We start from the raw sequence: 22,201 nt of genomic DNA on the forward strand, positions 1-22,201 counted from the left end.
GACGCTGCGGGGCCGGCGGGAGGGGCTATGAGCAGCGCTTTCCCTTGGCCGGAGGTGGAGTGCCGCGCAGGAGGTACGTGTTGATCGCGGTGTCGACGCAGGCGCTGCCGCGGCCGTAGGCGGTGTGGCCGTCGCCCTCGTAGGTGAGGAGGCGGCCGGAGGAGAGCTGGTCGGCGAGGGACCGGGCCCAGCGGTACGGGGTCGCCGGGTCGCGGGTGGTGCCGACGACGACGATCGGGGCGGCGCCCTTCGCCTCGATGCGGTGCGGGCCACCCGTCGGCGCGACCGGCCAGTACGCGCAGTTCAGGGTGGACCAGGCGAGGCTCGCGCCGAAGACCGGGGAGGCCTTCTCGAAGGTGCGGAGGGAGTCGCGTACCTGCTCGGGTGAGGAGAAGGCGGCGGGCAGGTCCAGGCAGTTCACCGCCGCGTTGGCGAACATCAGGTTGGCGTAGCGGCCGTCGGGGTCCCGCTCGTAGTAGCTGTCGGCGAGGGCGAGCAGACCCGCGCCGTCGTTCTCCTTCATCGCCGAGGTCAGCGCCTCGCGCAGCTGCTCCCAGGCACCCTCGTCGTACATCGCCGCGATCACGCCCGTGGTGGCCAGGGCCTCGCCGAGGGTGCGGCCGCCCGGGTCCCTGGTGGGGAGGGGGCGCGCGTCCAGCTTTCCGAAAAATGCCTTGAGGTTCTTGCCGACCCGGTCGGGTGTCGCGCCCGCGCCGCCGAGCGGGCAGTCGGCCTGCCGTACGCAGTCCCTCGCGAACGAAGCGAACGCCGTCTCGAACCCCTTCGTCTGGTCCAGGTTCAGCCGACGCGCGGGCAGCGACGGGTCCATCGCGCCGTCCAGGACGAGCCGTCCCACCCGCTCCGGGAAGAGACCCGCGTACGTCGCCCCGAGGAACGTCCCGTACGACGCCCCGACGTACGTCAGCTTCCTGTCCCCCAGCGCCGCCCGGAGGATGTCCATGTCCCGCGCCGCCTCCACCGTCGACACATGACGCAGGAGACGGGGCGCGTCCGCCCCGCACCCCTCCGCGAACCTCCGGTACGACGCGACGAGCGCATCGGTCTCCCGCCGGTCGTCGGGCGTCACGTCCACCTGCGTGTACGTGTCCATCCGCGGTCCGTCGAGACACTGCACGGGCTCGCTGCGGGCCACACCCCTCGGGTCGACGGCGACCATGTCGTAGCGGGCGCGGACCTGGGCCGGGTAGCCGATGCCGGCGTACTGCTGGAGGTAGCCGACCGCCGAGCCACCCGGACCGCCCGGGTTCACCAGCAGCGAGCCGAGCTTCTTACCCGGCCCCGTGGCCTTCTTGCGGGCCACGGCGAGCCGTACGTCCCCCGCGTCCGGCCTGGCGTAGTCGAGCGGCGCCTTCATCGTGGCGCACTCGAAGCCGGGGACTTCGCAACCGCTCCACTTCAGCCGTTGCCCGTAGTACGGCGACAGCGCGGACGGCGTGGCACGCGGCAGCGCGGCCAGCGCCGCCTCGGCCGCACCGGCGGAACCCGTCTGCGCCCCGGAGGCGGAGCAGGCGGAGACGAGCAGTGCGGCGGCGCCGAGAAGGGCGACACCGGGACGGGACCTGCGAGGGGAACGCCTGAGGTACATCCATCGAGCGTAACTCTCAGCGACCGCATGGAAGCTCTGTGTGCGCGAAGTGCCACGGATGAGTTACGCCGTCAACGTGTCGTGATCGGGCCGCTCCCCCGGTCCCCACCCTCTCCCGGCTCCTTGGCCCCGCTGTCCCCTCTCCCCCTCAGCCCGCTCTCAGCGCCATCGTCATCGCCTCCACCGCCAGCAGCGGGGCCACATTGCGGTCGAGGGCGTCGCGGCAGGCGGCGATGGCCTCGATGCGGCGCAGGGTGGACTCGGGGGTGCTGCCGCGGGCGAGCCGCTCCAGGGCGTCCTCGGCGTCGCCGTTGGCGATCGCCACGCGCGAGCCGAGCTGGAGGGCGAGGACGTCCCGGTAGAAGGCGGTCAGGTCGGTGAGGGCGAGATCGAGGCTGTCGCGCTGGGTACGGGTCCGGCGACGCTTCTGCTTGTCCTCCAGGTCCTTCATCACACCCGCCGTACCGCGCGGCAGCCGGCCGCCCTGGGCCGCGCCCAGGGCCGCCTTGAGCTCCTCGGTCTCCTTGCCGTCCATCTCCTCGGCGAGCACCTTGGCGTCCTCCGAGGCGGCGTCCACGAGCTCCTGGGCGGCCTTGAGGCAGCCGCCGACGTCCTCGACGCGCAGCGGCAGCTTCAGCACGGCGGCGCGGCGCGCGCGGGCGGCCGGGTCGGTGGCGAGGCGGCGGGCCCGGTCGACGTGGCCCTGGGTGGCGCGGGCGGCGGACGCGGCGACGTCGGGCTCGATGCCCTCGCGCCGGACGAGCATGTCGGCGACGGCCTCGACGGAGGGCGTACGCAGGTTCAGGTGGCGGCAGCGGGAGCGGATGGTGGGCAGGACGTCCTCGATGGAGGGGGCGCAGAGCAGCCACACGGTGCGGGGGGCGGGCTCCTCGACCGCCTTGAGCACGGCGTTGGCGGACTTCTCGTTCAGCCGCTCGGCGTCCTCGACGAGGATGACCTGCCAGCGGCCGGTGGCCGGCGAGGTGAACGACTTGCGGACCGTGTCGCGCATGTCCTCGGCGAGGATCTGCGAGCCGACCGCGGCGACCGTGGTGACGTCGGCGTGGGTGCCCACGAGCGCCGTGTGGCAGCCGTCGCAGAAGCCGCAGCCCGGGGAACCGCCGAGCGCGCGGTCGGGGCTCACGCACTGCAGCGCGGCCGCGAACGCCCTCGCCACCTGCGTCCGCCCCGCACCGGGCGGTCCCGTGAACAGCCAGGCGTGCGTCATCTTCGACGTCTCCGGCGGTGGGGTGTTCGCGCCGGCCGCGGTGACCTGGGCATCGGCGTCCCGAGCGGCGGCATCGAGCTGCTCGCTCACCTTCTCCTGCCCCACCAGGTCGTCCCAGACGGTCATGCCGCCTCACCCCGCCCTTTCGTCACACTTCGCGCTGCGGGATCCATTGTGCGGGGAGGGACTGACAACGGGAGCCACGACCTGGGACGCAGGGTCACCTCCTGCGACGCAGCTGCGCCCCAGACCGAGCTCAGCCCCGCCGGCCCCGCCCCCGGCCACGCCCACCCCGGTCGTCGCCGCCGAACCCGTCCTCGTCCCCACGCGGGCCGAGCAGCTCGTCCGCCAACGTCGGCAGATCGTCCAACGGCGTCTCCTCCGCCCAGTCGGACCGGGACCGTCGCCTGGGCGCACCGTCCTCGTCGACCTGCGGCAGCTCCCGCGTGCGGTCGTCGGATCCGTCCGGTCCCGCCCCGGACCGCTCGTCGCGGAAGAACCCCGGCGGCACCCGGTCAGCGGGGTCATCCCCACGTACGGGCGGCAACACGGCCGTCTCATCGGCCGCCCCCGGCGGCACGGGCGGCAGCACCGCCGTCTCGTCCGCCGCCCCCGGCGGCACGGGCGGCAGCACCGCCGTCTCGTCCGCCGCCCCCGGCACCGGCGGCTGGGGCAGCTCCGTGGTGACCTCGGAATCGGGCCCACCGGGGGCCTGATCGCGGTCCGCCCCCTTCCGGTCCCGCACCGGCCGCAGCACCGCCGTGTCCTCCGCCGGGCCACCCGACGCGTTCTTCGGGGTCACGACCGGCGTCGGCACGGTCGCCGCGTCCGACGGAACCGCGGGCGCGGCCGGTGCGGTGGAAGCGGCGGGCGCCGCCGGCCGCGGACCGGCCTGCGCGGCCGCGGAGGCCTGCTCGGCGGCCCGGCGTGCCTCCTCGGCGCGCAGCAGCGCCTCCTCGGCCTTCCGCTGCTTCTCCAGGCGCAGCGCCTCGGCCTCGGCCCGCAGCCGGGCCTCCTCCTCGGCCTGCTTGCGGCGCCGCTCCTCGTCCGCCTTGCGGCGGGCCTCCTCCTCGGCTCGGGCCTTCTCCTCGGCGAGGAGCCGGGCCCGCTCCTCCTCGGCGCGCCTGCGCGCTTCCTCGGCCCGCTGCCGGGCCTCCTCCGCCTGCCGTTCGGCCTCGCGCCGCTGCGCCTCCTCCAGCTCGCGCCGCTTGCGCTCCTCCTCCTCGGCACGCAGCCGCGCGAGCTGCTCCTGGCGCTCGCGCTCCAGGCGCTCCTCCTCGGCCTTGCGGGCGGCCTCCTCCTCGGCCTTGCGGCGCGCTTCCTCCTCGGCCTTGCGGCGGGCCTCCTCCTGGGCCTTCACCTCGGCCTCGGACAGCGGCAGCATCTGGTCGAGGCGGTGGCGGACCACCGTCGTCACGGCCTCCGGTTCCTGCCCGGCGTCGACGACCAGGTAGCGGCCGGGATCGGCGGCGGCCAGCGTCAGGAAACCGGACCGCACGCGCGCGTGGAACTCGGCAGGCTCCGACTCCAGCCGGTCGGGCGCCTCGGTGAACCGCTCGCGGGCCGTCTCCGGGGAGACGTCCAGCAGGACCGTCAGATGCGGCACGAGCCCGTTGGTCGCCCAGCGCGAGATCCGCGCGATCTCGGTCGGGGACAGGTCACGGCCCGCGCCCTGGTAGGCCACGGACGAGTCGATGTACCGGTCGGAGATCACGACCGCGCCGCGCTCCAGCGCGGGCCGCACCACCGTGTCGACGTGCTCCGCGCGGTCCGCCGCGTACAGCAGTGCCTCCGCGCGGTGCGAAAGGCCCGCGCTCGACACGTCCAGCAGGATCGACCGCAGCCGCTTGCCGACGGGAGTGGCTCCCGGCTCACGCGTGAGCACGACCTCGTGGCCCTTGCCCCGGATCCACTCGGCGAGCGCCTCGGCCTGCGTGGACTTGCCGGCGCCGTCGCCGCCCTCCAGGGCGATGAAGAAACCGGAGGCCGCGGGGGCCTGCGCCGGGTCGTCGCCGCGCAGCAGCGCGTCCCGCAGGTCGTGCCGCAGCGGCACCCCGGAGCGGTCGTCGACCTTGGCCAGCACCAGCGCGGCCACGGGCAGCAGCAGCGCGCCGACCAGCATGAGCGTGAACGCGGCCCCGCCGTGCGCGAAGACGAACTTGCCGTTCTCCAGGCGGTGCGGGCCGATGCCCCCCGCCACCACGGGCGCCAGGAGCGCGCAGAGCGCCACGGAGACCCGTACGACCGCGTGCAGGTGCTCGGTCGTGCGCGGGCGGCGGAAGTCCTCGGCCTCCTGGTCGAGGAGCGTGTGCCCGATGTTGGCGGCCATGCCCGCGCCGACGCCGGCCAGGGCGTCGATGAGCAGCACCGTGGTGACGTCCGGGACCAGTCCGGCGGCCAGCAGGGCGACACCGGTGAAGGCGATCACCAGCGCCAGCAGCCGGCGGCGGGACAGGGCGGGCAGCACGGCGGGCGCCGTACGGATGCCGACCACGACTCCGCCGGTCAGCGCCAGCACCAGCAGCCCGTACAGCACCGGGCCGCCGCCCAGGTCCTTGGCGTGCAGCACCGACACGGCGACGGCGGCGGCGATCGCCCCGGCGACGGCCGCGCAGGCGAGCACCAGCAGCGGGATCGCACCCGTGCGGCCCTTGTCGACGCCCGAGCCCGTCTTGGGCCGGCGCAGGCCCTCCAGCGGCGACCGCGCGCGCGGGGTGCGCGCGTCGGGCAGTTCCAGGAAGGTCAGCACGGACAGGGAGGCGGCGAACAGCCCCGCCGCGATGTACGAGCCGAGGGCGGCCTGGTGCTGGTCGAACCAGTCGATTCCCGCGCCCAGCAGATTGTTGATCAGCGCCGCGACGACGAGCGCGGCGGCCGCGAGCGGGATCGCCATGAAGCTCGTACGCAGCGACAGGCGGCGCAGCGCGTCCATGTGGTCCGGCAGCGGCCGCACCGTCGCGCCCTCCGGGGGCGGGGCGGGCAGCAGCGCGGGGGCGGCGCTCTCCCGGGCGACCGTCCCGAAGCGTTCGGCGACACCGGCCACGAAGGCGGTGACGAGGAGGAAGGCCAGCGCGTCGGCCGGCGTCCAGTCGATCCACAGCGGCGCGATGATCAGCAGCACCGCGCGCACGCCGTCCGCGCCGACCATGGTCCAGCGGCGGTCGAGGGGGCCTTCCTGAGAGGTGAGCGAGGTGAGCGGTCCCAGGAGCACGGCGCCGAAGAGCAGGGTGGCGAGGACGCGCACCCCGAAGACCGTCGCCACTGCGAACGCCACGCCTCGATAGCCGCCCCCGAACGAGCCCTCCGCGATGGCCGCCTGGAGGGCGAGGAGGACCAGCACCAGCAGCCCGAGGGCGTCACCGATGCCGCCCACGAGTTGGGCGCTCCACAGCCGCTTGAGCTGAGGTTGGCGCAGCAGGGCGCGAACGGCGCGCTCGCGGGAGTCCGTCACCAGGGCGTCGTCGGGGGCCGGGTTGTGGGCCGTAGGCTGCTCGGCTCGCGTCATGCGTTCAGCCTATCGGGCAGCACCGACAGAGCGCGGAGCCCGTCCTGACGTGCGCACGCCCCGACACCAAAGCGATGCCGGGGCGTTCTTTTTGCGAAGCCGTCGTGGAGAAAGCGCGCAGGAAAGGTGCGCTCAGTCCTCCGCGGCCGAGTTCGCGGCCGTCGCCTTCTTGGCGGTCGTCTTCTTCGCCGCCGTCTTGGCCGTGGTCTTCTTCGCCGCGGTCTTCTTCGCGGCCGTCGCCTTCTTGGCCGGGGCCTTCTTCGCGGGCGCCTTCTTCGCCGTCTTCTTCGCGGGGCCCTTGGCCCGCTTCTCGGCGAGCAGCTCGAAGCCGCGCTCCGGAGTGATCTCCTCGACACTGTCGCCGGAGCGCAGGGTCGCGTTGGTCTCCCCGTCGGTCACGTACGGCCCGAAGCGACCGTCCTTGACGACCACCGGCTTGCCGCTGACCGGGTCGGCGCCCAGCTCCTTCAGCGGCGGCTTGGCGGCGGCGCGGCCACGCTGCTTGGGCTGGGCGTAGATCGCCTGCGCCTCCTCCAGCGTGATCGTGAAGAGCTGGTCCTCGGTCTGCAGGGACCGCGAGTCCGTGCCCTTCTTCAGGTACGGGCCGTAGCGGCCGTTCTGCGCGGTGATCTCCACGCCGTCCGCGTCCGTGCCGACGACACGCGGCAGCGACATCAGCTTCAGCGCGTCCTCGAGCGTCACCGTGTCCAGGGACATCGACTTGAACAGGGAGGCCGTGCGCGGCTTGACGGCGTTCTTGCCCGTCTTCGGGGTGCCCTCGGGGAGCACCTCGGTGACGTACGGGCCGTAGCGGCCGTCCTTGGCGATGATCTGGTGGCCGGTCTCCGGGTCGGCGCCCAGTTCGAAGTCGCCGCTCGGCTTGGCCAGCAGCTCCTCCGCGAGTTCGATGCTCAGCTCGTCGGGCGCCAGGTCCTCGGGGATGTCCGCGCGCTGGTGGCCGTCGGAGTCCTTCTCGCCGCGCTCGATGTACGGGCCGTAGCGCCCGACCCGCAGCACGATGTCGTTGCCCACGGGGAACGACGACACCTCGCGCGCGTCGATCGCGCCCAAATCCGTCACCAGCTCCTTGAGGCCACCGAGGTGGTCCCCGTCGCCGTTGCCGGCGTCAGCGGCACCGCCCTCGCTCGTGCCCTCACCGAAGTAGAAGCGCTTGAGCCACGGCACGGCCCGCGCCTCACCGCGGGCGATGCGGTCGAGGTCGTCCTCCATCCTGGCGGTGAAGTCGTAGTCGACGAGCCGCCCGAAGTGCTTCTCCAGGAGGTTGACCACGGCGAAGCTCAGGAAGGACGGCACGAGGGCCGTGCCCTTCTTGAAGACGTACCCGCGGTCCAGGATCGTGCCGATGATCGACGCGTACGTCGACGGGCGGCCGATCTCGCGCTCTTCGAGCTCCTTGACCAGGCTGGCCTCGGTGTAGCGGGCCGGGGGCTTGGTGGCGTGCCCGTCGACCGTGATCTCGTCGGCGCTGAGCGCGTCGCCCTCGTTGACCTGGGGCAGGCGGCGCTCGCGGTCGTCGAGCTCGGCGTTCGGGTCGTCGGCACCCTCGACGTACGCCTTCAGGAAGCCGTGGAAGGTGATCGTCTTGCCGGAGGCGCTGAACTCCACGTCCCGGCCGTCGGCGGCGGTGCCACCGATCTTCACCGTGACGCTGTTGCCGGTCGCGTCCTTCATCTGGGAGGCGACGGTCCGCTTCCAGATCAGCTCGTAGAGCCTGAACTGGTCGCCGGTCAGACCGGTCTCGGCGGGCGTGCGGAAACGATCACCCGAGGGGCGGATCGCCTCGTGGGCCTCCTGCGCGTTCTTGACCTTCCCGGCGTACGTGCGGGGCTGGGCCGGCAGGTAGTCGGCGCCGTACAGCTGCGTGACCTGGGCACGGGCGGCGGCCACGGCGGTGTCGCTCAGCGTCGTGGAGTCCGTACGCATGTACGTGATGTAGCCGTTCTCGTACAGCTTCTGCGCGACCTGCATGGTGGCCTTCGCGCCGAAGCCGAGCTTGCGGCTGGCCTCCTGCTGCAGCGTCGTCGTACGGAACGGGGCGTACGGCGAGCGGCGGTACGGCTTCGACTCGACGGACCGCACCGAGAACCGGGTGTTCTCCAGGGCGGCGGCGAGGGCGCGGGCGTTCGCCTCGTCGAGGTGGAGGGTGTTCGCGCTCTTGAGCTGTCCCAGGGAGTCGAAGTCGCGGCCCTGCGCGACCCGCCTGCCGTCGACGGTCTGGAGGCGGGCGACAAGGGACGAGGGGTCCGACGGGTCCCCGGCGCGGCCGGTGCCGAAGGTGCCCGTCAGATCCCAGTACTCAGCGGAACGAAACGCGATGCGCTCGCGTTCCCGCTCGACCACGAGCCGGGTGGCCACGGACTGGACGCGACCGGCGGACAGCCGCGGCATGACCTTCTTCCACAGGACCGGCGAGACCTCGTAGCCGTAGAGGCGGTCGAGGATGCGGCGGGTCTCCTGGGCGTCGACCATGCGCTGGTTGAGGTCGCGCGGGTTGGCGACGGCCTCGCGGATCGCGTCCTTGGTGATCTCGTGGAAGACCATCCGCTTGACCGGCACCTTGGGCTTCAGGACCTCGAGAAGGTGCCACGCGATGGCCTCGCCCTCGCGGTCCTCATCGGTGGCGAGGAAGAGCTCGTCGGAGTCCTTCAGCAGGTCCTTGAGCTTCTTGACCTGGGCCCGCTTGTCGGCGTTGACGACATAGATGGGCTCGAAGTCGTGGTCGACGTCCACACCGAGGCGGCGGACCTCGCCGGTGTACTTCTCGGGCACCTCCGCGGCGCCGTTCGGAAGGTCGCGGATGTGCCCCACGCTCGCCTCGACGATGTAGCCGGGGCCGAGGTAGCCCTTGATCGTCTTCGCCTTGGCAGGCGACTCGACGATGACGAGTCGGCGGCCGCCCTTCGCGGTCTCGCTGGTGGGGGACAACTTCGCTCTTCTCTCCGGTCGACGCTGGGGCTCCCCAGGATTCGCCCCGGGGCTGGGTCGTGGTGACGCTGCGGAGTGTGACGGTACATCCCGCCCCCGTGTCAAACGGGAAAAGCCCACAACGGCCACTCGAACGGTAACCCGACTACCGCCATTCCTGCCGCCCGGAGTGCCCACCAGGTCTTTCCGACCTATCCGGAGCGTGACCTCTCAATTACGGACCCGGTCTCCGGTTCCCGGTTCGAGAACCCCCTCCCGGGGCCACCGGCCCGTTTCTCAAAGGCGGGTGAAGCACCACGCTCCGAGCGCCAGCGAAGCCACCGAGGCCAGGGTGGCGAGAGTCGCCGATGCGACGGGGTTCACACCGAGGGCCACTGGCTCGCGATGCCGCACACGGGTCGCGGTCCACACCAGCAGCCCGCCCCCGAACAGGGCGAACACCACTCCCGCGAAGATCGCCGGTCCGCTCTCCATGATCGTCCGCACCCCTTTTGTATCCGCCCCCTGCGCGCTCGCCCCGGGAGGCTGACACGCGCGGACGGCGTCCAGGCGAACCGGAGGTGAACGCGGGGCCGACGGCACCACCGGACCCGGCCCACCCGTGTCCCGGCCCCCTCAGGTGGTGCCGGGCGTGCGTATCTTTCCGGTCGTCTTCTTGTTTTCGACCTGACTGACCGTGCACACGATCTTCGTGAAACCCGCCTTCCAGTCGTCCGCATCGGTCACCCAACCGATCACCAGGCGCTCCGATCCGGGCGCCCAAGTCGACTCGAACTTGTTGCCGCACAACTTGGTCGCATTGTCGGCGCCCTTCTTGTAGCTCATTTCGTCGGGAGCCTGAACGGTTCCGATCACTTGGTCGGTGTGCGGTTTGGCGCAGTCCGTGAGCGCTGCCTTGTACCCCTCGTCCAGTTCCTCGTAGACCCAGCAGTCGCCGATGCTCATCTGCCCCACCCAGAGGCTCGTGCCCGCGTCACGGAAGCGGCCCACCTCGCCGCCGATCGCGGCATGACGTCCGAGGACGAGACAGGCCGTGCCGCCGTTGGCCGCGGTGAAGCCCTCCTTCGTCGGCACGACGGCAAAGCCGCCCGCGTCGGGCAACGCGTCCACGACGTCCCTGCTCTGGCTCTCGCACCGCTTCGCGCCTCGGGCGCGGGCGTCCGCGTGGTCGGCGGCCGTGTCGACCGCCACCACCTGCCCGTCCGGCCAGTCGTCGACGCAGTCCACCACGCCCAGGTTCGGCGACGACCTGAACGGCGTCCCCGACCAGACCGCCTTCACGCAGTCCCCGGTCTCCAGCGGCTCCGTGAGCCCCACCACCTCGCCGTACGGGTACACCGGCCCGGTCGACGACTGCGACGCGCTCGGGGAAGCCGACTTCCGCGTCGCCGCGTCCTTTCCGCCGGCGCCGTCTCCCCCGGTCAGCGACACCGCCGCCCAGGTACCGCCCGCGATCACGAGCACGGCCGCCACGACGAGAGCGACGAGAGCGAGCCGCTTCTTGCTGCCGGGATCGTCTGTCGCGTACGGGGGCAGTGGGGCCCCGCTGCCCCCGTACCGCGGCGGGCTCCCGCTGCCCGGGGGCGGCGGCGGCAGGCTCCCCGGAGGGGGTGACTGGCCGACCGGGGCCGCGTAGGGACCGACCGTCTGCGCGTACGGGTCGCCCTGGCCGGGGCCGCCACCGCCCCCGGCTCCTGACAGCCCCGGCCCACCGGCCGGAGTGTGCGGAGTCGGCGGGGTGTTGGGGGTCGGAGACGCGCCCGGTGTCGGTGAGGGGCCATGGCCCGGCGTGCCGGGCGTCTGCGCACCGCTCCAGCCGACCGGCGCGCCCGGCGGTGACCCCGCGATGTGTCCTGGCGGCGCCCCCGCCACCCCCACGGCGAGCGTGCCGTACCCCTCGGGTGGCGGGCCGAAGACGCCCGCGAGCGCCCCTGCGGGCCCGGAGCGCCGCACGACCCGCTCCAGCCCCCTGGCCACCGTCTCCGGCGAGAACCTCCGCACAGGGTCCTTGACGAGCATTCCCATGAGCACCGGCGCCAGTTCACCCGCGCGGGTCGGTGGCGGTGGGTCCTCGCCGAGCAGGGCGGTGAGGGTCGCGTACTCGCCGGGGCGGTCGAAGGGGCCGCGTCCCTCGACGGCGGAGTACAGGGTGGCGCCCAGGGAGAACAGGTCGGCGGCCGGGGTGGGCGGCTCACCGCGGGCCCGCTCCGGGGCGAGGTAGCCGGGCGTGCCGAGGATGCCGGCGGTGGCCGTGAGCCGGGGCTCGCGCGACTCGGGCTGGAGCGCGATGCCGTAGTCGGTGAGCAGCACGCGTGCGTAGGCGTCGCCCGAAGCGTCCGGCGCGAGCAGGATGTTGGCGGGCTTCACGTCCCGGTGCAGGATGCCGATGCGGTGCCCGGCGGTGAGCGCGTCGAGGACGGCGAGCCCGACGCGGGCCACCTGTTCGGGCGGCAGCGGACCGGACCGCCGTACGACCGCCTGGAGGTCGACCGCGTCGGGCACGTACTCCATGACGATCCACGGCAGGCCCTCGTGCATCACCACGTCGTGGACCGTCGTCACGTGCGGATGGGCGCGCAGCCGTGCCGCGTGTCGCGCCTCGCTCCGGGCCCGCGCGATCCTCTGGGCCGGCTCGCCCGCGTCCGTCGGTACGTCCGCCAGCGCGATCTCCTTCACGGCGACCTGGCAGGCCAACTCCTGGTCGTACGCGAGCCAGACGCGGCCCATGCCGCCCGCTCCGAGCGTCCTGAGCAGCCGGTACCGCCCGTTGATGATCCGGCCCTCACCCTGGTCCGGCGTCTCCCCCGCCATCGCGCCTCCCCCGAGACAGCGCGCCTCCCCCGAGAACGCGCGAGGTTTGTCCCTCGAAGGTAGCTTCGCACCCACCACTGACAGGAGCCCTTTTCCGGGTAAATCCTGTCAGGTCGGGCACTTGGGTCACGGAAGCGTCGGCACGGCCCAGGCGTGACGGCCACAGGCCCTGGGCCGGACGTCCGCCGAACTCAGGTCCGTCGGCTCAGGCCCGTAGGGCTCAGGCCCGTCGGCTCAGGCCCGTCGGCTCAGGTCCGTAGGGCTAGGCCGGGTCCAGATAGCCCTGTTCCACGAGCAGCCGGATCTGCGCGGGCGTGCGGTCGCGCAGCATCACCGGGTCCTCGCCCACCAGTTGGGCGATCGCGTCCAGGATGCGCCCCGCGCTCAGGGATCCGTCGCAGACGCCCGCGAAGCCGGCGCCGACCGTGTCCACCTTGGTCGCCCGGCGCATGCCGCGGTGCTGGCGCAGCACGACGTGCTCCGGGTCCTCGGCGCCGGGCAGGCCGACCTGTTCCTGCACGATCTCGGCGGCGAGCCTGAAGTGGCCCTCCAGCAGGGCCGCGTCGTCGTGAGCGCGCAGGTAGTCGAGCCGGTCGAAGTGCGCCCGGACGGTGTCGCCGAGCGGCTGTTCGACCGAGTGCGGCCACTCCTCCACCGTGATGACGGGCTCGGCGGCGGCCGTCCTGCGCAGGGTGATCCAGCCGAAGCCGACGGCCCTCACCTTGCGCGCCTCGAACTCGTCCAGCCACGCGTCGTACCGCGCCTGGTACTCGGCCTGGTCACCGCGGTGGTCGCCGGCGTCCCTGAGCCACAGTTCGGCGTACTGCGTGACGTCCTGCACCTCGCGCTGCACGATCCACGCGTCACAGCCGCGCGGCACCCACGCCCTGAGCCTGTCCTGCCAGTCCTCCCCCTCCACGTGCTGCCAGTTGGCGAGGAACTGCGCGAACCCGCCCTCGTTGAGCCGCTCCCCCGACTGCTGAACGAGCGTGCGGCACAGATCGTCCCCGCCCATCCCGCCGTCGCGGTAGGTGAGTCGGGCGCCCGGCGAGATCACGAAGGGCGGGTTCGACACGATCAGGTCGAACGTCTCGTCGTCGCGGACCGGCTCGAACAGGGAGCCCTCACGCAGGTCCGCGTCCGGCGCGCCGGACAGCGCCAGCGTGAGCGCGGTGATGTGCAGCGCGCGCGGGTTGAGGTCGGTCGCCGTCACGCGCGTGGCGTGCTGCACGGCGTGCAGCGCCTGGATCCCGGAGCCGGTGCCGAGGTCGAGGGCGGAGGAGACGGGCGTCCGCACGGTGATGCCGGCCAGGGTGGTGGAGGCACCGCCCACGCCCAGGACAACCCCCTCGGCGCGGCTGCCGATGCCCCCGGCGCCGCCGACGGCGCACCCGAGGTCGGACACGATGAACCAGTCCTCGCCGTCGGGCCCGCCGTACGGCCGTACGTCCACGGTCGCGGCGAGCTCGTCGCCGCCGACGCGCGCCAGCCACCCGCTCTCCACGCACACGTCGACGGGCAGAACGCCCTCCACGCGCGTGTGCGGCACGGGCTGCTGGAGCAGGAACAGCCGGACGAGGGCCTCCAACGGCGTGTCCCCGCGCGTCGCCCGCAGGGCGGGGACGGTCTCACTGCGGGCGAGGGCCGCGTACGCGGGGGCACCGAGCAGCTCGAGGAGGCCGTCGGCGGTGAAGGAGGCCCCGAGCAGGGCGTCCCGCAGCCGCGCGGCGACGTCGGGGCGGTCGGAGGAGGGCAGGGGGGACAGGGTGGCGTTACTCACGCCCCCCATTGTGTCCCGCGACCGGCCGGGCGGGCGGAATCAGCCCTGGGTCGCCTTGGCCGATCCGGAGGCAGCGACCTTCTGGCAGCTGGGCTGCTTGGCCATCGCCGACTTCACGTCGCCCTGCTCCAGGTTCTTCAGCGCGGTGTTGCTGCTCTTGCTGAGCTTCCCGAGCTCGGTCGCGACGTCCTGCAGGCCGTCCGCGAACTTCCCCTGGTCCTTCGTGTCGAGCGCGTCCACCTGCTTCTTCAGGTCGGCGTACGACGTGGAGAGGGCGTTCAGCGCCTTGACGGCGTCCTGCTGCTTCTTGTCGCCCGTATCGACACCGGGGGGCGGCCCTGCCTGCTGGACGGCGGTGCCGAGCGCCTTGTAGGCGTCGGACATGTCCTGGAAGGCCTGCGAGTCGGTCTCCTGGACGGTCTTGGGCGACTTGTTGTCCGTGGCGGCCTGCTTGATCGCCTCGTTGGCCGCGTCGACCTTCGTGTCCTGCGCGGGCAGCGCGTCACAGACCTTCTTGGCCCAGGCGTCGAGTTCCTTGTTGCCGTCGTCGCCGCTGCTGCATCCCGTCAGCGCCACTACCAGTACCGCACCGCCGGACAGTGCGGCCGCGAGCTTCTTGTTCACCGGATCGGTCCCTTCCATGGCTCTCGGCCCCGGAACATACACGGCATGGGGGTGGCAGCTGTGTGACAGATGGCTGATTTGTTGGTTCTTACGACCATTTGCACCATGCGAGAGAAGGGTCACGATGAAGGCACGAACACGGACAGGGCGGGCGGACGACGCGACATGCGCGCCTCCCGCCCGCCCCGTGAGCTGGGCCTCGTGACGGCGATCTACGAAACCACCGCCGGATCGGCCGAGTTGGCGACCCGATCGGCGTTGTCCTCGTCACCCACGGCGATGCCGCGCCGCTTGGAGACGTAGACCGCGCCGACGATCACCAGGAGCGAGAGGATCGCGACCGTGACCCGTACGCCGATGCTCTTGTCGTCGCCGTAGCTGAACTTGATCACCGCGGGCGCGATGAGCAGGGCCACCAGGTTCATGACCTTCAGCAGCGGGTTGATCGCGGGCCCCGCGGTGTCCTTGAAGGGGTCGCCGACGGTGTCGCCGATCACCGTCGCGGCATGGGCCTCGCTGCCCTTGCCGCCGTGGTGACCGTCCTCCACGAGCTTCTTGGCGTTGTCCCACGCACCACCGGAGTTCGCGAGGAACACCGCCATCAGCGTGCCCGAGCCGATCGCGCCCGCGAGGTACGCGCCCAGCGCTCCGACGCCGAGGGTGAAGCCGATGAAGATGGGCGCCATGACGGCGAGCAGACCTGGTGTGGCGAGCTCGCGCAGGGCGTCCTTGGTACAGATGTCGACGACCTTGCCGTACTCGGGCGTCTCGCTGTAGTCCATGATCCCGGGCTTCTCGCGGAACTGCCGCCGCACCTCGAACACCACGGCCCCCGCCGACCGCGACACCGCGTTGATCGCCAGCCCCGAGAAGAGGAAGACGACCGCCGCGCCCGCGATGAGACCGACGAGGTTGTTGGGCTGCGAGATGTCCATCATCAGACTCATCGGCGCGCCCGCTCCGGAGAGCTTCTCGCCGACGTCCTGCGCGCCGGTCGTGATCGCGTCACGGTACGACCCGAAGAGCGCCGACGCCGCCAGCACGGCGGTGGCGATGGCGATGCCCTTGGTGATGGCCTTGGTGGTGTTGCCGACGGCGTCCAGGTTGGTGAGCACCTGCGCGCCGGCGCCCTGGACGTCGCCGGACATCTCGGCGATGCCCTGCGCGTTGTCGGAGACCGGGCCGAAGGTGTCCATGGCGACGATCACACCGACCGTGGTGAGCAGGCCGGTGCCGGCGAGGGCCACGGCGAACAGCGCCAGCATGATCGACGTACCGCCGAGCAGGAACGCCCCGTACACGCCGAGGCCGATCAGCAGGGCGGTGTAGACGGCCGACTCGAGACCGACGGAGATACCGGCGAGGACGACGGTGGCCGGGCCGGTCAGCGAGGTCTTGCCGATGTCCCTGACCGGGCGGCGGGTGGTCTCGGTGAAGTAGCCGGTCAGCTGCTGGATGACGGCCGCGAGCAGGATGCCGATCGCCACCGCGACCAGCGCGAGGATCCGCGGGTCGCCGTTCTTGCCGCTGATCGCCGTGTCGGTGACGCCGTCGAGGTCGGCGTACTTTCCGGGGAGGTAGACGTAGACGGCCAGCGCGACCAGCGCGAGCGAGATCACGGCGGAGATGAAGAAGCCGCGGTTGATCGCACTCATGCCGCTGCGGTCCGTCCGCCGCGGGGCCACGGCGAAGATGCCGATCATCGCGGTGATCACGCCGATCGCGGGAACGAGCAGCGGGAACGCGAGACCAGCGTCGCCGAAGGCCGCCTTGCCGAGGATCAGCGCGGCGACCAGGGTCACGGCGTACGACTCGAAGAGGTCGGCCGCCATGCCCGCGCAGTCGCCGACGTTGTCGCCCACGTTGTCGGCGATGGTCGCGGCATTGCGCGGATCGTCCTCCGGAATGCCCTGCTCGACCTTGCCGACCAGGTCGGCGCCGACGTCGGCGGCCTTGGTGAAGATGCCGCCGCCGACCCGCATGAACATGGCGATCAGGGCGGCTCCGAGACCGAAGCCCTCCAGCACCTTCGGCGCGTCGGCCGCGTACACCAGCACCACACAGGAGGCGCCCAGCAGACCGAGCCCCACCGTGAACATGCCGACGACGCCGCCCGTGCGGAAGGCGATCTTCATCGCTTTGTGCGAGACGGTGGTGAGATCCTTTTCCGGCTCGCCCTCCGCCGGAGTCGCTTCCCGGGCCGCCGCGGCGACCCGCACATTGCTGCGCACGGCGAGCCACATGCCGATATAGCCGGTGGCCGCCGAGAACGCCGCGCCGATCAAGAAGAACGCTGATCGCCCGGCACGCTGATTCCAGTCGTCCGCGGGCAGCAGCAGGAGCAGGAAGAACACCACGACGGCGAATACGCCGAGCGTACGCAACTGCCGGGTCAGATAGGCGTTCGCGCCTTCCTGGATCGCCGCCGCGATCTTCTTCATGCTGTCGGTGCCCTCGCCGGCCGCGAGCACCTGGCGCAACAGAACGCCCGCGACGACCAGCGCTGCCAGCGCGACCAGGCCGATGACCATCACGAGGACGCGGTTGCCGTCGGTCAGTACTGCTGCTGCGAGGGTTGTGTGCTGATCCAACTGATGAGGGGTAGAAAGCCCCGCCATTCGTCCTCCTTGACGCTTGGGCTGAGCTCAAGATGTGGACGGATTGTAGGTACCGGAACCTGATCAAAACAGGTGGCGGTAAACGGAATTAGCCTTCCCATACCCACCAGTGAACCCGAAAGCAGTAACGCCCTGAAGGCATTGACGCGCACATTGTTGCTTGATCAAATTATCGAGCACTGATCGTGAATTACTTCACTAATCCTGCGCGCGGATCTTATAAACACGAAAAGGCCCTGCTGAGCAGGGCCTTTCGGGTGATGGGGGGGGGTGGCGTCAGGCGGGCACGGGGGCCGACGGAGTGGTCGGCCAGGTCATACGGATCTGTCCGCCGTGTTCCCCGGTGGTGACCTCGACGTCGTCGACGAGACCACTGATGACCGCGAGGCCCATGTCGTCCTCCTCGGCCTCGACGTCGTCGACCGGGTCGCCGGGCGCCCGGTCGCCGGGGGCCGCATGCGGCGCCTCGTCGCCGACCTCGATGGAGAACTGTTTCTCCTCCTCGATCAGCACCACCTTCACCGGCTCGCTGACACCGCTGTTGCGGTGCAGTCCGACGGCACGGGAGCAGGCCTCACCGACAGCGAGCCTGACCTCGTCGAGGACGGCCTCGTCCACTCCGGCCCTGCGCGCCACCGCTGCCGCCACCAGTCGGGCGGTCCTGACGTGCTCGGGCAGCGCGCTGAAGCGGAGTTCGACGATGGCCATGCATCCCCCTCGGAACTACGGGCGTGCTGTCGGGGGGCCGGGCCGCCGAAGCCCGGACCCCCGCACTTCTTCACTTCTGCCGAAGCTCTGTCTTCACTGCCACCGAACTTCGGCCCGGCCCGGGCACTGGGCCCGGGACCGGTGGGTCAGTCGGTGGCCGCCACCGCTTCTTCGACCGAGGTGTGGATCGGGAACACCTTGGTCAGACCGGTGATGCGGAAGATCTTCAAAATGCGCTCCTGGTTGCACACCAGGCGCAGCGAGCCCTCATGGGCACGCACTCGCTTCAGGCCGCCGACCAGCACGCCGAGTCCGGTGGAGTCGAGGAAGTCCACGCCCTCCATGTCGACGACAAGGTGGAAATTGCCATCGTTCACCAGCTCGACCAGCTGCTCGCGCAGCTTGGGCGCGGTATATACGTCGATTTCGCCACCGACCTCGACGACCGTACGATCGCCGACGGTACGGGTCGACAGGGACAGGTCCACGGATCCTCCAGCACCTTGCTAATCGAGCGGTCGCCCCTCGGGACACCTCGGCTTGGAGCCCCCAGGACGGTTCGCCAGCCGCGATGGCATTCAATCACTTACCGGCAGGCGTGCACGACGCCTTGACTCCATTGTCCGTCACACCAGTGACACACTCGGTGCCGATGGCCAAGAATCACCGATCCGATCGACCCTCGACGGACACCGCATCCAGCCCCTCGCCGGGCACGGTCCTGGACCGGCTCGCCTCGGGGCCGAGCCGGGCATCGCGCATCACTCATACGGAGCACTTGCCCCCACGTGAGGGCCGCCATGCCCGCTGGCCGGACCGGATCCGAACCGAGATCGTCGCGGCCGTGCGGGGCGCGGGCATCGAGCACCCGTGGGCCCACCAGGCCCAGGCGGCCGCGCACGCCCTGGACGGCGATTCTGTGATCGTCGCCACGGGCACCGCGTCGGGCAAGTCCCTGGCCTATCTCGTCCCCGTTCTCTCCACACTTTTGGACGGTTCCGAGGCCCCCAACGGCCGCGGCGCCACGGCCCTCTACCTGGCCCCCACCAAGGCCCTTGCCGCGGACCAGTGCCGATCCGTGAAGGAACTTTCACAACCGTTGGGCCATTCGGTGCGCCCCGCGGTGTACGACGGCGACACTCCGTTCGAGGAACGAGAGTGGATCCGCCAGTACGCGAACTACGTGCTGACCAACCCGGACATGCTCCACCGGGGCATACTCCCGTCCCACCCCCGCTGGTCCTCCTTCCTGAAGGCGCTGAAGTACGTCGTCATCGACGAGTGCCACACCTATCGCGGTGTCTTCGGCTCCCATGTCGCCCAGGTGCTGCGCCGACTGCGCCGCCTGTGCGCCCGCTACGGCGCCTCCCCCGTGTTCCTGCTGGCCTCCGCGACGGCCGCCGAGCCCTCGGTGGCCGCCGGCCGCCTCACCGGCCTCCCGGTGGTCGAGGTCGCCGACGACGCCTCCCCGCGTGGGGAACTGGTGTTCGCCCTCTGGGAGCCCCCGCTCACGGAGATGCAGGGCGAGAAGGGCGCCCCCGTCCGCCGTACCGCCACCGCGGAGACCGCCGACCTGCTGACCGACCTGACCCTCCAGGGCGTACGCACGGTCGCCTTCGTACGCTCCCGGCGCGGCGCCGAGCTGATCTCGGTGATCACCCAGGAGCGCCTCACCGAGATCGACCGCTCGCTGGCCCGGCGTGTCGCGGCGTACCGCGGCGGCTATCTCCCCGAGGAGCGCCGCGCCCTGGAACGCGCCCTGCACTCCGGCGAGCTCCTCGGCCTCGCCGCCACGACGGCCCTCGAACTCGGCGTCGACGTGTCGGGCCTCGACGCCGTCCTCATCGCCGGCTACCCGGGCACCCGCGCCTCGCTGTGGCAGCAGGCGGGCCGGGCCGGGCGGTCCGGTCAGGGCGCACTCGCCGTCCTGGTCGCCCGCGACGACCCGCTGGACACCTTCCTCGTCCACCACCCGGAGGCCCTGTTCGACCAGCCGGTGGAGTCCACCGTCCTCGACCCCGACAACCCCTACGTCCTCGCCCCGCACCTGTGCGCGGCCGCCGCCGAACTGCCCCTGACGGACGAGGACCTGGCGCTGTTCGGCCCCGAGACCGAGGGCCTGCTGCCGCAACTGGAGGCCGCGAAGCTGCTGCGCCGCCGCGCCAGGGCATGGCACTGGACGCGCCGGGAGCGGGCCGCCGACCTCACCGACATCCGCGGCGAGGGCGGAAGACCGGTCCAGATCGTCGAGGAGGGCACGGGACGGCTGCTCGGCACGGTGGACGAGGGCGCCGCCCACACGACCGTCCACGAGGGCGCCGTCCACCTCCACCAGGGCCGCACCTACCTCGTCCGCTCCCTCGACCTGGAGGACTCCGTCGCCCTCGTCGAGGAGGCCAGCCCGTCCTACGCGACGGTCGCCCGCGACACCACGTCGATCTCCGTCCTGGAGACGGACGTCGAGATCCCGTGGGGCGACGGCCGCCTCTGCTACGGCTCCGTCGAGGTCACCAACCAAGTGGTCTCCTTCCTGCGTCGGCGTGTCATCACCGGTGAGGTCCTCGGCGAGACGAAGCTCGACCTCCCTCCCCGTACGCTGCGCACCCGCGCCGTTTGGTGGACGGTCACCGAGGACCAGCTGGACGAGGCCCGGATCAACCCCGAGATCCTCGGCGGCGCCCTGCACGCCGCCGAGCACGCCTCCATCGGCATGCTGCCGCTGTTCGCGACCTGCGACCGCTGGGACATCGGCGGTGTGTCCATCCCGCTGCACCCCGACACCCTCCTCCCGACGGTCTTCGTCTACGACGGCCACCCCGGCGGCGCGGGCTTCGCGGAGCGCGCCTTCCACACCGCCCGCGCCTGGCTCACCGCCACCCGACAGGCCATCGCGTCCTGCGAGTGCGACGCCGGGTGCCCGTCCTGCATCCAGTCCCCCAAGTGCGGCAACGGCAACGACCCGCTGCACAAGAGAGGCGCCGTGCGCCTGCTCACCGCGCTGCTGCGCGGGGCACCGGAGGAGAAGCAGGCGGAGGAGCGTTCGGGGGGAGGCGCCGCGGAGCTTCCGGAGGATCGCCCGCAGGCTCAGCGTCCAAAAAATCGCCCGCCGGCTCAGGAGGGGCCGTCGGCGGCGGCAGGGCCTGCGGAGCCGGCAGCGGAGGCGTAGCCTGCGGGCCCGTTGACGGCTCCGCAGGGCCCTGCGGAGCCGGCGCGGCAGGACCGGCCCGCGCCCTGACCCGGGCCTCCAGCGGCCCCACTCCGGCGGCCGCCGTCACGTCGGAGATCTCGCCCACCATCACGCACCGCACCAGTCGCGTGCCCTGGGCCCCCGCCACCCGGCCCGCCCGGGCGCACGCCGTCTCCTCCCCGTCCGCCCAGTGGTCGGCCGCCGCGAGCGCCGCGAGATCCGCACCCCCGGCCGCACGATGCCGGGCCACGACGGCCTGCCCCAGGGCGAGCACCGCGCCGAACACCACGCACAGCACGGCGATCACACCGAGGCTCCAGACGGTGGCGGATCCCCGGTCCGAGCAACGGCCTGTCCGACGCCCGTCCCGGCCGCCCGGCCGACACCCTCGCGTCGCCCCCTCACCTTCCGGCCCACGGCCACGTTCGCCCCCGTCGTCCCGCCCCGGCCTTCGCCCTCTCACGGCTCGCTCCCCACGCTCCGGCCCACGGCCCCTCACCACCCCACCGTCCCGCCCCGGCCTTCGCCCTCTCATGGCCCGCTCCCCACGCTCCGGCCCACAGCCCCTCACGACCCCACCCCTACCGTCTCCTCCGCCGACGCCACGGCCTCCTCCCGTACCTCGAAGGGCAACCCACTGACCACCGGCGGCTGCGCCACGACCACCACGCGGACCTGGTCCTCCTCGCGGCTGACCGTGACCTTCGCCCCGCGCGGGGCGGCCGCGCGGGTCACTCGGACCACCGCGTCGGCCGGATCCTGGCGGGCGGCCGCGCGGGCGCCCGTCCTGGCCGCGTCCACGCACTGGATCTGTGCGGCCACCACGAGCAGCGCCCACACCAGAGCCATCGCGAACCCCACCAGCACCGGCAGCACCACGGCCGACTCCGCCGTCACGAACCCCCTGTCCGACCGCCGCTCACATCCCCGCACTGAGCGCCCTCTGCACGATGGCCTGCAACTGAGCGGAGACCTCCCCGCTCGTCACCACCTTGTGGAGAAGCACCGCGAACCCCACCGCCGCGACGATCCCCATCGCGTACTCGGAGGTGACCATCCCCGCGTCCCTCCGCGCCGCCCGCGCCCTGCACACCAGGGCACACAACCGCGCCCGTACCGCCTTGTACATCTCAACCCCCTAAAGGTTCCGACCGTTTGGTTCCCACTGCTCGCTTGCTGTTCCGCGCG

The 22,201-nt window shown here is 72.0% G+C and carries 14 protein-coding genes and 1 pseudogene; 1 reads left to right on the top strand and 14 read right to left on the bottom strand.

The genetic code is table 11. From position 1 onward, the window contains the following. Nucleotides 1–25 precede the first annotated feature (25 nt). The 11 genes from ACGFNV_RS22740 to bldG all read right to left on the bottom strand — a co-directional run bounded on the left by ACGFNV_RS22740 (nucleotide 26) and on the right by bldG (nucleotide 18,314). Nucleotides 26–1,606, bottom strand: a complete 1,581-nt coding sequence (locus ACGFNV_RS22740; RefSeq protein ID WP_393624795.1) for an alpha/beta hydrolase — start codon at nucleotides 1,604–1,606, stop codon at nucleotides 26–28. A gap of 148 nt (nucleotides 1,607–1,754) precedes the next feature. Then, complete coding sequence (locus ACGFNV_RS22745; protein WP_393624796.1) at nucleotides 1,755–2,960, bottom strand: DNA polymerase III subunit delta'; 1,206 nt, start codon at nucleotides 2,958–2,960, stop codon at nucleotides 1,755–1,757. Nucleotides 2,961–3,090: 130 nt separating this feature from the next. Further along, nucleotides 3,091–6,339 carry a dTMP kinase gene (gene tmk / locus ACGFNV_RS22750; RefSeq protein ID WP_393624797.1) on the bottom strand — a complete coding sequence of 1,083 codons (3,249 nt, stop codon included), beginning with the start codon at nucleotides 6,337–6,339 and terminating at the stop codon, nucleotides 3,091–3,093. Nucleotides 6,340–6,471: 132 nt separating this feature from the next. Further along, nucleotides 6,472–9,285, bottom strand: coding sequence for a type I DNA topoisomerase (gene topA / locus ACGFNV_RS22755; protein WP_393624798.1), 2,814 nt, complete (start codon nucleotides 9,283–9,285; stop codon nucleotides 6,472–6,474). A gap of 276 nt (nucleotides 9,286–9,561) precedes the next feature. Then, nucleotides 9,562–9,759, bottom strand: coding sequence for a hypothetical protein (locus tag ACGFNV_RS22760; protein WP_393624799.1), 198 nt, complete (start codon nucleotides 9,757–9,759; stop codon nucleotides 9,562–9,564). Between the two features lie 141 nt (nucleotides 9,760–9,900). Continuing rightward, nucleotides 9,901–12,096, bottom strand: coding sequence for a serine/threonine-protein kinase (locus ACGFNV_RS22765; RefSeq protein ID WP_393624800.1), 2,196 nt, complete (start codon nucleotides 12,094–12,096; stop codon nucleotides 9,901–9,903). A 262-nt stretch (nucleotides 12,097–12,358) separates the two neighbouring features. Further along, nucleotides 12,359–13,885 (bottom strand): methyltransferase, encoded by a 1,527-nt coding sequence (locus tag ACGFNV_RS22770; protein ID WP_393624801.1) that lies wholly within the window; start codon nucleotides 13,883–13,885, stop codon nucleotides 12,359–12,361. Between the two features lie 30 nt (nucleotides 13,886–13,915). After that, on the bottom strand, nucleotides 13,916–14,518 hold the full coding sequence (locus ACGFNV_RS22775) for a small secreted protein (protein WP_393624802.1): 603 nt from the start codon (nucleotides 14,516–14,518) through the stop codon (nucleotides 13,916–13,918). 194 nt (nucleotides 14,519–14,712) lie between these two features. Next, on the bottom strand, nucleotides 14,713–17,118 hold the full coding sequence (locus ACGFNV_RS22780; RefSeq protein ID WP_393624803.1) for a sodium-translocating pyrophosphatase: 2,406 nt from the start codon (nucleotides 17,116–17,118) through the stop codon (nucleotides 14,713–14,715). Nucleotides 17,119–17,394: 276 nt separating this feature from the next. Further along, a complete protein-coding gene (locus ACGFNV_RS22785) occupies nucleotides 17,395–17,826 on the bottom strand; it encodes an ATP-binding protein (RefSeq protein ID WP_393624804.1) in 432 nt (143 codons plus the stop codon). A 146-nt stretch (nucleotides 17,827–17,972) separates the two neighbouring features. Then, nucleotides 17,973–18,314, bottom strand: a complete 342-nt coding sequence (bldG, locus tag ACGFNV_RS22790) for an anti-sigma factor antagonist BldG (RefSeq protein ID WP_010986038.1) — start codon at nucleotides 18,312–18,314, stop codon at nucleotides 17,973–17,975. A gap of 83 nt (nucleotides 18,315–18,397) precedes the next feature. Here bldG and ACGFNV_RS22795 point away from each other — a divergent pair, with 83 nt between their 5' ends. Then, nucleotides 18,398–20,992 (top strand): DEAD/DEAH box helicase, encoded by a 2,595-nt coding sequence (locus ACGFNV_RS22795; protein WP_393624805.1) that lies wholly within the window; start codon nucleotides 18,398–18,400, stop codon nucleotides 20,990–20,992. On the opposite strand, the pseudogene ACGFNV_RS22800 reads toward ACGFNV_RS22795, so the two are convergent. From ACGFNV_RS22800 to ACGFNV_RS22810, 3 genes and pseudogenes are all read right to left on the bottom strand, one after another. Then, nucleotides 20,985–21,476, bottom strand: a pseudogene (locus tag ACGFNV_RS22800) (Rv3654c family TadE-like protein); the annotation flags it as partial. The gene ACGFNV_RS22795 and the pseudogene ACGFNV_RS22800 overlap by 8 nt on opposite strands. Nucleotides 21,477–21,580: 104 nt before the next feature. Beyond that, complete coding sequence (locus ACGFNV_RS22805) at nucleotides 21,581–21,946, bottom strand: TadE family type IV pilus minor pilin (RefSeq protein WP_393624806.1); 366 nt, start codon at nucleotides 21,944–21,946, stop codon at nucleotides 21,581–21,583. Beyond that, nucleotides 21,933–22,142, bottom strand: coding sequence for a DUF4244 domain-containing protein (locus tag ACGFNV_RS22810; RefSeq protein WP_393624807.1), 210 nt, complete (start codon nucleotides 22,140–22,142; stop codon nucleotides 21,933–21,935). Before ACGFNV_RS22810 ends, ACGFNV_RS22805 begins: the two co-directional genes overlap by 14 nt. Between the last annotated feature and the right edge of the window lie 59 nt (nucleotides 22,143–22,201).

Source organism: Streptomyces sp. NPDC048751 (assembly GCF_043198595.1).
In the GTDB taxonomy this organism is placed as follows: domain Bacteria; phylum Actinomycetota; class Actinomycetes; order Streptomycetales; family Streptomycetaceae; genus Streptomyces.

Bases quoted from the DNA above. Each gene is read 5' to 3' on its own strand.
- ACGFNV_RS22795 (WP_393624805.1), top strand. From the start codon at position 18,398: ATGGCATTCAATCACTTACCGGCAGGCGTGCACGACGCCTTGACTCCA.
- ACGFNV_RS22785 (WP_393624804.1), bottom strand. From the start codon at position 17,826: ATGGCCATCGTCGAACTCCGCTTCAGCGCGCTGCCCGAGCACGTCAGG.
- ACGFNV_RS22780 (WP_393624803.1), bottom strand. From the start codon at position 17,118: ATGGCGGGGCTTTCTACCCCTCATCAGTTGGATCAGCACACAACCCTC.
- ACGFNV_RS22740 (WP_393624795.1), bottom strand. From the start codon at position 1,606: ATGTACCTCAGGCGTTCCCCTCGCAGGTCCCGTCCCGGTGTCGCCCTT.
- ACGFNV_RS22770 (WP_393624801.1), bottom strand. From the start codon at position 13,885: ATGGGGGGCGTGAGTAACGCCACCCTGTCCCCCCTGCCCTCCTCCGAC.
- ACGFNV_RS22810 (WP_393624807.1), bottom strand. From the start codon at position 22,142: ATGTACAAGGCGGTACGGGCGCGGTTGTGTGCCCTGGTGTGCAGGGCG.
- ACGFNV_RS22765 (WP_393624800.1), bottom strand. From the start codon at position 12,096: ATGGCGGGGGAGACGCCGGACCAGGGTGAGGGCCGGATCATCAACGGG.
- tmk (WP_393624797.1), bottom strand. From the start codon at position 6,339: ATGACGCGAGCCGAGCAGCCTACGGCCCACAACCCGGCCCCCGACGAC.
- ACGFNV_RS22775 (WP_393624802.1), bottom strand. From the start codon at position 14,518: ATGGAAGGGACCGATCCGGTGAACAAGAAGCTCGCGGCCGCACTGTCC.
- ACGFNV_RS22760 (WP_393624799.1), bottom strand. From the start codon at position 9,759: ATGGAGAGCGGACCGGCGATCTTCGCGGGAGTGGTGTTCGCCCTGTTC.
- ACGFNV_RS22745 (WP_393624796.1), bottom strand. From the start codon at position 2,960: ATGACCGTCTGGGACGACCTGGTGGGGCAGGAGAAGGTGAGCGAGCAG.